Raw genomic sequence first — 13,075 nt, 5'->3', positions numbered from 1 at the left:
CATGAAAAAATATGATTCCAGATTGATAAAAGCCATGGGAATACCGGCCAGGCCAGGACGCATTTTTGTCTCACTCCGCACTATCTGCCGTCTGATGGTATTTTGTCTGCTGGCAGCGTCAGTCGGCCATGCGGTTGTGAAGGCGGCTGTTGCCGAAGGTACAGCAGCCACTGAGTATACAGCAGCCACTGAGTATATAGATTCTGCCGGACAAATTACTTTCGATGATGATAGAGATTTCATCGGATGCGAAACTTCCGGTCAAAAACTTCATATCGTACTTGATCCCGGACATGGCGGTATCCAGTCCGGAGCAGAGCGGGACTCCGTTGAGGAAAAAGACTTAAACCTTAAGATTGCCCATTATCTGAAGGAGGAATTGGAGAAATACGAAGGCGTGACTGTTACTCTCACCAGAGATGACGATGAGACAGTGGAACTGGAAGAGCGGACAGAAATCGCTCTTGACGAGAACGCTGATGTGCTCATAAGCCTGCACAATAATTCCACCGGTCCCTGCTGCCCTTACGGCAACGGTTCGACGGTTTTGGTGGCCAAGGGAAACTATAACACTCACGATGAGACTAAAGAACAGATGGCAGAAGAAGAACAGAAACTGGGCTGTAATATTTTAAATGAACTGGAGGCCGTTGGCCTGACGAACCAGGGCCTTTTGCTACGGGATTCCGAAGCAGACGAGCGTTACGGGGACGGTACTCTGGCCGATTATTACGCCATCATCCGAAACGGTGTTCTCAACAACTTGCCGAGTATTTTAATCGAACACGCTTTTCTTGACAACGACAGCGATTACGAAACTTACTTAAGCAGCGATGAGGGATTACGTACCCTGGCCCGGGCCGATGCCCGGGGCATCGCCAGATATTATCAGCTGATCAGTAAAGAAACCGGCGAGATTCTGCCGGAACTTGATGACTATCAGGCCAAGCTGGTTCACGTCCGTGACGGCCGCGCCGAAAACAATGATATCACCTATCAGACCTATTATGTCGGGGAAACAGTCGGCACAGATGCCAGTGGAGCGGTTGGTGGCGCAGATAACAGCGTGTCTGCTAACAATAGCGTTGCAGTAGATGAGACGGCAAAAAACAGTACATCCATTGAAAAGAGCACTGAGGCAGAGGGAGCGCCGGAAGACGGCAGAGCAAATGACGACACATTTTCCGGAGAGAGTCAGACTGTTGCGAGCAGAGAGGATGCTGTGTCAGAGAAAGACCGGGATGCCGGCCGAAGTACATTTGTGATTACTCTGGCGGTGATTGCAGTGATTCTTCTTGGCGCCGCAGGCGGCGTACTGTGGTTTGTGTTCAGGAAAAGAAAATAGGATAGAAGGAAGGAGAGAAAGTAAAAAATGTGTAAAAAAATAAGGAGTTATCTTGTTATTTCTTTATTCTTTGTGCTTTCATGCGGATTCATTTTTTCGATGAAATCTGAAGCTGCATCAAAAGACTGGTATAAGCAGATTTTGGAATCCAATACAGGTGTTTACAGGAAAAAATCAAACGGCGTTACCAAAACGGCCTATCGTTCAGAATTTCATTATTATAAGCTTTTAGATATCAATAAGGACGGAAAGAAAGAATTACTGCTTTCGGACGCGCCGGACTCATGGATTGACTATACCAATAAAGTTGTGATACTGACTCATCATAAAAAGAAAGTAAAAGTTCTGGATATCATAGATGGACCGGCAGGTGGAGGAGAATTATACTATAGCAAAAAACGGTTGATTATTTTTGACAGATTGGCTGGCTATAGTCATTATAGTATATATAAGTTATATAAAGGAAAACGAAAGAAAACGTTGGATTTGAAATATTATCAGGCGAATCATTATGGATATTCACCATATCCTACCTGTTTCAAAAATGGGAAAAAATGTTCGGAAAAAACATATTATAAATATTTGGATAAATATAATATTGGAAAAAATGATGTTACCTATAAAAAAATAATATAAGAAATCAGGTGACTTCTCATGTATATTATGTATGTTTTACTAAAAGGGTATCTTTTAAAAGGAAAATATTGGATCCGGGAAACAGTGGGATGGGAGGCCGCTGGAATCAATTATGAAGCGATGGATGTTCGTTGGAATCAGAGAGTGATGATTCGGGAATTTTTCTTAAATGGATTTATTAAACGGCTGGGAGAGCTCGGCGCGATTATGATTCGTTCGGAGAAAGGCAAAGAAGATTTTCTTAGAGAATCTCGTATTTTAATCAGCCTTAGCTGGCATGGCAATTCTCATATGGCGGACGCTTTTGATTATTTTGAAGAAAATCACACGGTGTATCTTGTTATGAAATATCCGGATGGGATTCCGTTGGACTGGTATTTAAAGCAGTATGGCACATTATCTGAGGGAGAGATTCTGCACCTTTTTTATCAGGTGGCGGAGCCGTTGCAAAGAATTCATCACAATGGCATACTCCATAAGGCGATACGGCCCAGTCATCTGATATTGAAAAAAGGGATGGAACTTTCTCTCACCAATATTCAGATGACGGCGGATATAAAAAAAGAAGCGGAATATGGATATCCAATGGCATCGATTTCGTATCCTTATCCGCCGGAAGAATATATGGATAGAATAAATGATATCTGCTGCCCATGGACAGATGTGTACAGCCTGCCCATGAGTATGTATAAATGTCTCACGGGGATTTATCCGGAGCATCCGGTGAATGTTCTGTGCGGCAGCAGGGTAAAAACACCGTCTGAACTGGGAATTAACGTATCGCATCAAATGGAGGAGGCAATCATGCGGGGATTGAATTCGAATATAAAAGACAGATTTCAAAATATATACGACTTTTATGGGAGTCTGTAGGGGGAAAATATGACTATAAATATATTTTGTCAGAGTTGGGTTTGTGGCATTTGGCTGATAAAGAATACGTCATTACTGTTTGTATAGCAGAGACAAGACAGGCGGAGAATTGCTGTTACGCTAGGACTTGTTTCGGGTCATGAGTTATACTAGTCGCTTGGAATTCCCCTAGGGGATGGTAACCAATGGTTCACTGATTACAAAAGAAATCATTGGGAAAATGAAAAGGACTCACATGAGAACGATTTCCATCAGCATAGATGGTTTTATGAAGAGCATGAGCGAGTGAGAAGACTCCCGGGCAGTTTTTCTCATATTATGAAAGCAATCCAAAAGCTCCACGAAGCAGATCTTTTGAATTACATCCAGATTACGTTCCAGACTGCCAGTTGATTCCTGGCGTCTTGCTCTGATAGATTTAATCGAAAGAGAAGAAGAGTGTCAGAATCTGTTGCTGGATAAAAAAGAATTGGAGAAATGGAAATAAGTTAAAGTGCTGTAAGGAGGAGGTTTTAATGAAAATAGCAAAGAAAATAATTATGACGACTGGATTTGTTTTTATTTTAATTTGTTGTTTGAGAACAACAGTTTGTGCTACAGAAGAGGATATAAATATTATTCCTGAGAAAGTGAGTATTTATAAAGGGGCGACTAAAAAATTAAGATGTGAAGTCACGGCAGAAGTCGGAGTCCCTGAAATAAAAAAATATGAATGGTATACTGATGATAATAATGTTGTTAAAGTGGAAAAGAATGGAAGAATCTTAGCAAAAAATATTGGAACATCTACTGTTTTTTGTAAGGCAACATATTGGGTGCCTGATTGTACGAAAACAAGGATTGCTGAATGCAAAGTGAAGGTGGTTACAAAACAGTCTCAGAATCAGGCCAAAGTAAAAAAACTTATCCGGTATATGTCTTCATATTGTATTGATAAAGCACAATACGGCACAGACAGCTCAGCCCAAAATGTGATTGTGAAAAACAATAATGATAACAGGAAATCAATTGCGGCATACATCCTTTATATGTATCAGAATAAATACGTTTACTCAAAAGGGACAATAAAAAAGACGGTGAAAAACCTTTTTGGAAAGAAAATTAAAAACTACTCCAGTTACGGATTCTTTCGGAAAATAGATAATTCCAATTATGGATATGCAGGAGGAGACGGAGAAGAAGGAATCACCGATGTGGCCGAGATCTTATCCATGGAGAAGAAAGGAAAAAGGTTATATGTATCAGTGAAAGGAAAAATCAATACATATGATTATGAAAATGGTTCTACAAGGACAAAAGATATATGTGGAATTCACTTAACATTGAAGAAAGATAAAAAATCAAAATATGGTTATATTGTGAAAAAAATATCATATCAAATATATTAAAAAAGGAGGAGAAGTTACATGAAATCAAAAAGTAGTACATTTATTTTTAGTATTTTTTTGGCATTTGCACTGCTGTTTGCAGTGAAAATAACAGGGTTTAGTGCGACGACAGTAAATTGGGGAAATAATTATCGGGGATATATCTCTAATAGTACATCCAGCCAGTCCTATCAGTTTAATTTATCTTCAGCGGGACGTGTTACGTTAACATTTAATAGTCAGTTATCTTCTGTGAGGGTTTATATGAATAATGCCAGCGGTGATAGGATATGGGGGTATCAATATCCAAATGAAGGAAGCACAATATATACATTAGATTTAATAAAAGGAACATATACTTTATATGTAGAAGAGTATTGGTCTGCGACTGGAGCCTATGATTTTACGGCATCTTTTGTTTCAGCAGGAGAAAGTTTTAGTGAAGCAAATAACTCTATCACCTATGCTTCAAGTCCTTCTTTTGGAACTAAGGTAAATGGACAATTGGCAATCAATGATGATAAAGATTATTATAAATATGATATATCTTCTTCTGGACGGATTACGTTGACATTTAACAGTCAACTATCTTCTGTGAGAATTTGCATAGTTGATGCTAGTGGGGAAAGAGTATGGGGATATCAATATCCGAATGAAGGTAGTACTGCGTATAAGATTGATTTGGTAAAAGGAAGATATTATTTGGTTGTAGAGGAGTATTGGTCTGCAACTGGCACTTATAATTATGCGACAATGTTTTCGTCAGCGGGAGAGAGCTTTACTGAACCAAACAATACAGTGACATATGCCTCGGTTCCAGGTTTTGGAAGTACAGTAAAAGGACAGTTGGCTGTTAATGATGATGTAGATATTTATAAATATACTTTTTCTACAGCTAAAAAGCTAACACTGCAGTATAATAGTAATATAAAAGAAACAAAAATGTATATAACGGATGCCAGTGGAGAAACTGTATGGGGAAATGAATATCCAGAAGAAGGAAATCATTCTTATGATTTTGAATTGGAGGCAGGTACCTATTATCTGTATATTGAGAAATATTCAGGGGAAGGGAATTATGCTTTCAATTTAGGCAATTTCAGTGAAAAGACAGGAAATACAAGTGCGTCTCAAAATATAAAACCGAAAAAAACTCAAATTGCTCAAATAACACGAAATAAGAAAAAAATAGTTGTAATTTGGAAAGCAAAACCGAGTGTATCAGGTTATCAGGTTCAGTGTGCAACAAATAAAAAGTTTAAAAAGGGAGTTAAAACATATACGATAAAAGGTGCTTCCAAAACTAAAAAGAAAATCAAAAAATTAAAAGCGAAAAAGAAATATTTTATCAGAATTCGTACATACAAAAAGACGACAGTAAATGGAAAAACAAAAAAGATTTTTTCCAAATGGTCAAAAGTAAAAGTTGTTAAAGTGAAGAAATAAAGACACGGTATAATATAAAAGTTTTGGAGCAAGATAGAAGCTTGATATGCAAAAAATATGGAGGTAAAAATGGGAACGATATCTATGATATTAGGGATTGCAGCAATCATTTTTGGGGTTTTAGGGATGATAGGTACAGGATTGACAAGTATTCTTTCTATGACCGCAGTCGGTACTTATGTGATTCCGGTTCTGTTTGTTTTAGGCATTATATTAGGGTGCATAGCAACAGTAAAGAATAGTGATTCAAAGCAGAAGAATCGAGGACGTACAGGGGTGTTGTGCTCTGTATTGGGAATTATTCTTTATGTTTTAATGCTTATATGTATTATTAAAATAGTAGGAAACTGGGAAATTTAACTATAACATTTTTCAATATTACCAAAAGTGGTGATATTTTATCATGATATAATACGATAATTGCAAATAACATAATCTATTATATGAAGCCGACAAAGTATAATCAGCGCATTTTTCTGTGAAAGAAATTGTTCTTTTTTTCACATGGGAAATGCGCTATACTTTTTACTATCACATACATTGGGGGAGAAGAATGAATAAAAGAACGTTATCCATTGTGCAGAAGTTAAGCGCCGGAAAAAAGGAGAGCAGCATCGCGGAGCTGGCGGAAGAGTTTGGCGTGTCTCAGCGCACCATCCGTAATGATTTAAACGCCATCAACGATGTGCTGAAAGAAAATGGGCTGCAGAGACTGGAATTAAAGAGAGGCGGAATCATCCGGGTACGGGAGGATTTTGCAGAGGTGATCGCCTGCGTCATGGAGGAGGATTTCTACCAGTATAAGCTTTCCAGAGAAGAGCGGAAGCGGCTGGCTGCGGTGCTGCTGGTAAGCTCCACGGAGTATATTACCCTGTCCGGCATTGCGGACAGCCTGTTTGTGAGCCGGGCGACCATCATCGGCGATCTGGACGAGATAAAAGCGCTGATCCGGAAAAACGGCATGGAGGTGATCTCTCATCCGAACAAAGGCCTGCGGGTGGAAGGAAAGGAAAGTGATAAGCGGCGATTCATTATGAAAATGTCCCGGAAGCAGGGGGACGTCGCGGAGGCCGGTATCGTAGAGAATCACATCAGCGTGCAGGCGGGCAACAAGATCATCATTCAGAAAATCGTGGGTGAACAGGAGCATGTGCATAAGAGCTTTCTGACGGACGGTTCCTTTCAGAAGATCCTTCTATATCTGGGAATTATGGTCAACCGGAATCTGCAGGGAGAATATATTGAGAAGCAGGAGTACAGAAACGACGGCAAATACCGGATGGCCCAGGATATTCTCCGATATATTTCCCAGTACTGCCATATCAATACCACGGAGTCGGAGGTATGCTTTTTGAGCAGCCAGCTTTCCCGGGCGCGCTATCTGAAAGAGAAAACGGTGGACAGCGATGTGATCAAAATACAGATGGTGACCCGGCAGTTTATTGAAAACATCTCGGAGGAGCTGGACGTGAATCTCAGCGATGATTATGACTTTTTCGAGAGTCTGTCCAATCATCTGCGCTCGGTCTTCTCGGAAAAGCCGCCTTCCTTCCAGGAAAATCCCATCGTCACAGAGGTGTTGGAGGAAAATCCTCATGTGCTACAGGCGGTGAAGGAGAAAGAAGATATCATCCTGAAACACATTCACCGGCCCATGACGGAGATGGAAGAAGGATATATCGCCGTGCACATCTGCGCGGCTATGGAGCGGAAGAAAAACAAGGAGGTGGCGTTTCATGTGATCGTGGTCTGCCATGCGGGCATCGGAACCTCACACCTTCTTCTGGAGAAGCTGAAACAGCATTTTAATTTTCAAATTGTGGATGTGGTATCCTCCCATGAGGCGGAGCGCATCGAGAGTGGAAAAGCTGACTTTATGATATCGACAGTTCCGCTAAAGAACTGTAAACTGGACTATGTGGTGGTTTCCCCGCTGCTGAGTGATGAGGATTATCTGCGGGTGGGCAATAAGATTGACGCGCTTCGCAACAGCAGAAAGCTGCCGTCCCGGATCGGAGAAAAAGAAGTGACGGCGCGGGGAGTCATCGCCAGGGTGGACGCCATCGTCAGAGAGATGGTTCCGGAGCAGGCCGACCCGCTGATGAAGCGGATTCGCCGGGAAATCCGGCATTATATGAATCAGTCGGTGGAGGCGGATGCGGAAATCTTTTCTCCGTATCTTCATCATTTGCTGCCGCCGGGTCATATCACATTGGACGTGGAGTGCAGCGACTGGCGGGACGCCGTGCGCAAGTCGGCGCAGAAACTGCTGGATTCCGGATACATCGAGGCGCGTTACATTGACGCCATGATAAGCAATATAGAGAAAAACGGTCCTTACGTGGTGTTGTCGCCTGGTTTTGCCATGCCCCATGAAGGGCTGGAGGAAGGAAGCATCAAGGTGGGAATGAGCCTTATCCGGCTGAAAAATCCGGTGCCTTTCGGGGAGGAAGAATTTGACCCGGTGGAGTTTGTCTGCTGCCTGAGCGCCGTGGATCACAAAACCTATCTGAAAGCCTTTTTTAACCTGGTCAACATGCTCCAGAACGGTAAAGTGAAGGAAATGCTCCACCTTTGCCGGACGCCGGAGGAAGCAGCGTCAATTATCGAAAAATATGAATACGAAGTGATGGAGTAGCGCAGCAAAGGTACAGTGCAACTGCTGTCACATCATAAGAAGGTCGTGGACTGAAGAGTTCGCGGCCTTTTTCAATATAAGAAGATCTGAGCTTTTTGATATATGGAAAGTCTGCGAATTTCGATGTTTTGTACAGTATGCATAAGAAAATGCGCGCATAACCAGAAAAAGGAGATTAGTTTTCTTCTTTGTTTTGGAAAAGAATTCAACCGTTCTATATTTTTGCACAAAACTTGAAATACTCTTGACTTTTTTTCTCGCACCGGAGATGGTAGGATACAGATAACGAAAGAACAAACCGGTTTTTCATCTTTCAGATACAGAGACGTTGAAGGAAAGCAGACAGTGATAGAAACTTCCGGTCAGCGCAGTATCAAAATCACAAAATCAGTCCAGTCAGAGAGGAAGGGGAGAAGAAACATGATATGGGAAGAATTAAAAGAATCTTTGATTCTTACCGATCTGAACGCCAGTACCAGCGACGATGTCATGCGGCTGGTAGGGCAGAAAGTTATTGATGAGGGTTACGCAAAAGAATCCTATGTGGATGCTCTCATTGAAAGGGAAAAGGGATTTCCCACAGGGCTTGACATCGACGGTTTCGGGGTGGCGATTCCTCACACCGATGTGAGTCATGTCAATAAGGCGGCGACAGCCATTGCTATTTTAAACCATCCGGTCACCTTCGTGCAGATGGGAACCGATGACGATTATGTGGATGCAAAAGTTGTTTTCATGCTGGCGGTGGATGACCCTAAAGGACATCTGGAACAGTTACAGAGAATAATCGCCATTATTCAGGATAAGGAGATTCTGGAGAGATTGGCGCAGGGGAAAGAAGCAAAACAGATTATTGAGATTATTAAAGAGAAGGAGAATAGATTATGAAAAAGAAAATTATCGTAGCATGCGGCGGAGCAGTAGCAACATCAACAGTGGCAGCCAATAAGGTTGTGGAACTTTGTGAGAAGAACGGGATTGACGTAAACATTTGCCAGGTAAGAATCTCTGAGATTGAATCCAATCTTCCGGCTGATCTGATTGTCACCACCTCCAAAGTAAAACGGGATTTCGGAGTTCCGCTGATCACCGGCATGCCGTTTATCTCAGGAGTGGGTGTCGGAAAGACAGAAGCGGCGATTCTCAAAGTGCTCAGAGGATAGAGCCGGTGTATGGAGCTGGAGAATGATATTATACTGGAGGGGAGAAAATGAGTACGTTTTTAAACGGGGCATACTTTGTCATTAATTATATTATCGATATGGGAGCGTCGGTCATGCTCCCGATCATCATCGCGATTTTGTCAATCATCATCGGCGTAAAGGTTGGCAAGGCCATCCGTTCCGGACTGATGATCGGCGTCGGATTCGTCGGCATGAGTCTCATCGTAGATATGATGAATCAAAATATGGGACCGGCGGCGCAGGCCATGGCGGACCGGCTGGGCGTAAGTCTTTCCATCGTGGAGGTGGGCTGGCCGGGTATGAGCGGCGTTACCTGGGGGTCCATTATCGCTACTATCGCCATACCGCTTTCCATCGCCATCAACCTGATCATGTTTTTTACCAAGACTACGAAAACCATTAATATTGATATCTGGAACGTATGGCATATTGCATTTACGGGAGCCATCGCTTACGCGGTGACGGGTAATATCTGGATTGGAATTCTTGGTGCGGCTGTGCATTCAGTTATCACTTTTAAGCTGGGCGATTTGTGGGCGCCTCTTTTAGCAGACTATTTTGAGATGGAGGGAATCACAACTCCCCACGGAACTTCCGCTTACCTGGGACCGATTGCCTGCATGGTAGATGCGGTTATAGAAAAAATCCCGGGTCTTCGGAAGGTGAGCATCTCTGTCAGCGGTCTTCAGGAAAAAATCGGCGTTCTGGGCGAGCCGGTTGTCATCGGCTTTATTCTGGGCACAATCATTGGATTTCTTGCCGGATACGGTCCGCAGGAAGCGCTGCCGCTGGGCATAAAAATGGCAGCCGTTATGGTTCTGATGCCGAAGATCATCAAATGTATCATGGATGGACTTCTGCCGATTTCTGAGAGAGCAAAAGAAATTATGCATAAACATTTCGGAGAAAATGCAGACTTTTATATTGGTCTTGATCCGGCGCTGCTGCTGGGTAATCCGGAGGTTGTGACAGCAGGCATTTTGTTCATCCCGATCACATTGCTCATCGCCATTATAATGCCGGGTAACCGTATCCTTCCTTTTGGAGATCTGGCGACCATAGGATTTTTCATTGCCATGGCAGTTGCCGTACATAAAGGAAATCTGTTCCGGACGCTCATATCGGGCTCGCGTATTATGGTTCTGACCCTCTGGATTACAAATCAGGCAGTGGGATGGACGACGACTCTCGGACAATCCGTAGGCGCTGTGGCGCAGGGGGATACGCTGGCGGCCATGGATCAGGGTGGATGCCCGATCACTTACATTTTCACGCAGTTATTTACAAGAGAAAATATTGCCGGGCTGGCCGTGATTGCAGTTCTTTATCTGATATGCATTGTATTTGCCGTGCTTCACTCAAGAAAAAGAGCGGCGGAGCTGGCGGCAGCGGAAGAGGAATATTTATAGAAAGAAGGTTATAGTATGAAAGCTGGTGTCGTACATGCCAGAGAAGACATTCGTTATGAGGAGATTGAGACGCCGAAGCCGGGAAAGGGCGAGGTGCTCATTAAGGTAAAATATACAGGAATCTGTGGTTCTGACGTACCCCGCGTCAACGGGGACGCCTGCCACTTCTTCCCAAATGTACTGGGACACGAATTTTCCGGCGTGGTGGCGGAAATCGGCGAGGGCGTGACTTCCTTACAACCGGGCGACCGGGTGGCCGGCGTGCCGCTGGTGCCGTGCATGGAGTGTGAGGACTGTCAGAAAGGAAACTACTCCCTCTGCAAGCATTACAGCTTCATCGGTTCGCGCCAGTTCGGAAGCTTTGCGGAGTACGTGGCTGTGCCGGAAAGAAATGCGGTGAAATTCGAGGATGAAGTTTCCTTTGAGCAGGGAGCGTTTTTTGAACCGGCCACCGTAGCTCTCCACGGTCTCCAAAGAGTGCCGTTTGAGGGAGGTAAGACCGTCGCTATCCTGGGCGGCGGAACCATCGGTATGTTTGTCATGCAGTGGGCAAACATCTTCGGTGCAAGAGAGACTGTGGTCTTCGATATTGCCGAAGAGCGGCTGGCCCTCGGAAAGAGACTGGGAGCCACGGCAAGCATCAACACGCTGGAAGAGGATTACATGGAAAAGGCCATGGCGCTCACCGGCGGACGAGGCTATGATTATGTTTTTGAGACCGCCGGCAATACCGTCACCATGAAGATGGCTTTCGCGCTGGCGGCCAACAAAGCCAACATCTGTTTTGTGGGAACGCCGACGAAGGAGCTGAGCTTCTCTGTCAGCGAGTGGGAAAATATGAACCGGAAAGAGTTTACCCTGACCGGCTCCTGGATGTCCTACAGCGCGCCGTTCCCGGGAAAAGAATGGTCGCTGACCGCACATTATTTCAAGACCGGAGCACTCAGATTCGACAATTCATTTATCTTTAAAAAGATACCGCTCAGTCAGATTGAAAGCGCATTTGAAATGTACAAGACACCGGGAACGGTAAAGGGAAAGATTCTTATTGACAGCGAGTAGTGAGGGACTGTTGCGGGCAAAAACATATAATACCAGTACTGTGAAAATGAATGAGACAGTACACCAGAACGAAAAACAGGGGAGAATATGATAACGACAGTAACATTAAATGCATCCGTTGACAAAGCTTATTCCATGGAGCAGCCTATAGAAAACGGAACGGTCATGCGGGTGGCCTCCTGCCGGAATTCGGCGGGAGGAAAGGGATTAAATGTGGCGCGGATCGTCAGGCTGTGCGGAGCGCAGGTGCAGACCACCGGATTTTGTGGCGGCTTCAACGGAAGATATCTGGAAGAACTGCTGGAAGAAGACGGCATCGCCCATACATTTACCCATGTGAAGGGCGAGACCAGAAGCTGCATCAACATTCTGGATGAAAGATACGGCTCCACCGAGTATCTGGAGCCGGGCTGCACCATCGAAGAAGAAGAGGAGAAGGAATTTCTCGCGCAGTTTGCGCGGCTTGCGGAGGAGAGCAGTGTCATCACCATCTCCGGCAGTTTGCCAAAGGGCGTCCGCAGAGATATCTACGGCGTGATGGTCGGCATTGCGAAGGATGCGGGAAAGAAAGTGATTCTTGATACCAGCGGCGACGCGCTGAAGGAAGGGCTTCAGGCGGCGCCGACCATGGTGAAGCCTAATAAAGATGAGATGGAGATTTTGTTCGGAGAAAAAATCAGCTCCATGGAGGACGTTATCCGCTGTGGAAAGCAGATCTATGAAATGGGAATCCCTTACGTGGTGATTTCCCTTGGCAAAGACGGTGCGCTGCTCGTCTGTGAGGACGGTATTTTTCAGGGCAGGCCGCCGCAGATGAAGGCGCTCAATACTGTGGGCTGCGGCGATTCCATGGTGGGAGCTTTCGCGGTGGAAATGGAGAAGGGCACCGCTCCTGCGGAGACACTAAAAAAAGCGGTGGCTGTGGCGTCCGCCAACGCCATGAGTACCCGGACGGGGAATTTTGAACGGAAAGATTATGAGGAAATATTGAAAGGGACGACAGTCAGAAGATTATAACGCCAGGTACCGCTCCCGATATCAGCGGAAATGTAAAAAGGCGGCATATCAACACTCCGGGCGGAAGATACGACAGATTCTGACAGGAGGGCAAATGG

13 protein-coding genes are annotated in these 13,075 nt (G+C 44.4%); all 13 read left to right on the top strand.

Features of this window, described 5'->3' with window-relative positions:
- The first annotated feature begins 1 nt into the window (after position 1).
- The 13 genes from B5F87_RS03655 (at position 2) to pfkB (ending at position 12,977) form a co-directional block, all read left to right on the top strand.
- Positions 2 to 1,345, top strand: a complete 1,344-nt coding sequence (locus B5F87_RS03655) for an N-acetylmuramoyl-L-alanine amidase (protein ID WP_087276919.1) — start codon at positions 2 to 4, stop codon at positions 1,343 to 1,345.
- A gap of 27 nt (positions 1,346 to 1,372) precedes the next feature.
- Positions 1,373 to 1,981 (top strand): hypothetical protein, encoded by a 609-nt coding sequence (locus B5F87_RS03650; protein WP_087276917.1) that lies wholly within the window; start codon positions 1,373 to 1,375, stop codon positions 1,979 to 1,981.
- Between the two features lie 18 nt (positions 1,982 to 1,999).
- Positions 2,000 to 2,854 carry a protein kinase gene (locus tag B5F87_RS03645; RefSeq protein WP_087276914.1) on the top strand — a complete coding sequence of 285 codons (855 nt, stop codon included), beginning with the start codon at positions 2,000 to 2,002 and terminating at the stop codon, positions 2,852 to 2,854.
- A gap of 515 nt (positions 2,855 to 3,369) precedes the next feature.
- Positions 3,370 to 4,242, top strand: coding sequence for an Ig-like domain-containing protein (locus B5F87_RS03640; protein WP_087276911.1), 873 nt, complete (start codon positions 3,370 to 3,372; stop codon positions 4,240 to 4,242).
- Positions 4,243 to 4,260: 18 nt separating this feature from the next.
- The gene (locus B5F87_RS03635) at positions 4,261 to 5,667 is read left to right on the top strand and encodes a hypothetical protein (protein ID WP_087276908.1); all 1,407 of its coding nucleotides are present in this window, start codon (positions 4,261 to 4,263) and stop codon (positions 5,665 to 5,667) included.
- A 69-nt stretch (positions 5,668 to 5,736) separates the two neighbouring features.
- Positions 5,737 to 6,027 carry a hypothetical protein gene (locus B5F87_RS03630; protein WP_087276906.1) on the top strand — a complete coding sequence of 97 codons (291 nt, stop codon included), beginning with the start codon at positions 5,737 to 5,739 and terminating at the stop codon, positions 6,025 to 6,027.
- A gap of 193 nt (positions 6,028 to 6,220) precedes the next feature.
- Positions 6,221 to 8,305, top strand: a complete 2,085-nt coding sequence (locus B5F87_RS03625) for a BglG family transcription antiterminator (RefSeq protein WP_087276903.1) — start codon at positions 6,221 to 6,223, stop codon at positions 8,303 to 8,305.
- A 420-nt stretch (positions 8,306 to 8,725) separates the two neighbouring features.
- On the top strand, positions 8,726 to 9,193 hold the full coding sequence (locus B5F87_RS03620) for a PTS sugar transporter subunit IIA (protein ID WP_087276900.1): 468 nt from the start codon (positions 8,726 to 8,728) through the stop codon (positions 9,191 to 9,193).
- Positions 9,190 to 9,468, top strand: a complete 279-nt coding sequence (gene gatB, locus B5F87_RS03615) for a PTS galactitol transporter subunit IIB (protein WP_087276898.1) — start codon at positions 9,190 to 9,192, stop codon at positions 9,466 to 9,468. The genes B5F87_RS03620 and gatB overlap by 4 nt, the downstream gene beginning before the upstream one ends.
- A gap of 47 nt (positions 9,469 to 9,515) precedes the next feature.
- A complete protein-coding gene (locus B5F87_RS03610) occupies positions 9,516 to 10,898 on the top strand; it encodes a PTS transporter subunit IIC (RefSeq protein WP_087276896.1) in 1,383 nt (460 codons plus the stop codon).
- A 55-nt stretch (positions 10,899 to 10,953) separates the two neighbouring features.
- Entirely contained in the window at positions 10,954 to 11,007 is a 54-nt protein-coding gene (locus tag B5F87_RS21345; protein WP_242964260.1) for a hypothetical protein, read from the top strand.
- On the top strand, positions 10,992 to 11,960 hold the full coding sequence (locus B5F87_RS03605) for a galactitol-1-phosphate 5-dehydrogenase (protein WP_242964259.1): 969 nt from the start codon (positions 10,992 to 10,994) through the stop codon (positions 11,958 to 11,960). Before B5F87_RS21345 ends, B5F87_RS03605 begins: the two co-directional genes overlap by 16 nt.
- Positions 11,961 to 12,047: 87 nt before the next feature.
- Complete coding sequence (gene pfkB, locus B5F87_RS03600; protein ID WP_087276890.1) at positions 12,048 to 12,977, top strand: 1-phosphofructokinase; 930 nt, start codon at positions 12,048 to 12,050, stop codon at positions 12,975 to 12,977.
- Positions 12,978 to 13,075 lie beyond the last annotated feature (98 nt).

It is taken from the genome of Eubacterium sp. An3 (genome assembly GCF_002159465.1).
Classification (GTDB): Bacteria; Bacillota; Clostridia; order Lachnospirales; family Lachnospiraceae; genus Anaerobutyricum; species Anaerobutyricum stercoris.
Note: the sequence above shows the minus strand (reverse complement) of the source record. Positions and strands in the feature narration are given on the sequence as shown.

What these genes read in the sequence shown, in the direction of transcription:
- B5F87_RS03635 (WP_087276908.1), top strand. Translation starts at nt 4,261, where the DNA reads ATGAAATCAAAAAGTAGTACATTTATTTTTAGTATTTTTTTGGCATTT.
- B5F87_RS03620 (WP_087276900.1), top strand. Translation starts at nt 8,726, where the DNA reads ATGATATGGGAAGAATTAAAAGAATCTTTGATTCTTACCGATCTGAAC.
- B5F87_RS03610 (WP_087276896.1), top strand. Translation starts at nt 9,516, where the DNA reads ATGAGTACGTTTTTAAACGGGGCATACTTTGTCATTAATTATATTATC.
- B5F87_RS03645 (WP_087276914.1), top strand. Translation starts at nt 2,000, where the DNA reads ATGTATATTATGTATGTTTTACTAAAAGGGTATCTTTTAAAAGGAAAA.
- B5F87_RS03625 (WP_087276903.1), top strand. Translation starts at nt 6,221, where the DNA reads ATGAATAAAAGAACGTTATCCATTGTGCAGAAGTTAAGCGCCGGAAAA.
- B5F87_RS03630 (WP_087276906.1), top strand. Translation starts at nt 5,737, where the DNA reads ATGGGAACGATATCTATGATATTAGGGATTGCAGCAATCATTTTTGGG.
- gatB (WP_087276898.1), top strand. Translation starts at nt 9,190, where the DNA reads ATGAAAAAGAAAATTATCGTAGCATGCGGCGGAGCAGTAGCAACATCA.
- B5F87_RS03640 (WP_087276911.1), top strand. Translation starts at nt 3,370, where the DNA reads ATGAAAATAGCAAAGAAAATAATTATGACGACTGGATTTGTTTTTATT.
- B5F87_RS03650 (WP_087276917.1), top strand. Translation starts at nt 1,373, where the DNA reads ATGTGTAAAAAAATAAGGAGTTATCTTGTTATTTCTTTATTCTTTGTG.
- B5F87_RS03655 (WP_087276919.1), top strand. Translation starts at nt 2, where the DNA reads ATGAAAAAATATGATTCCAGATTGATAAAAGCCATGGGAATACCGGCC.
- pfkB (WP_087276890.1), top strand. Translation starts at nt 12,048, where the DNA reads ATGATAACGACAGTAACATTAAATGCATCCGTTGACAAAGCTTATTCC.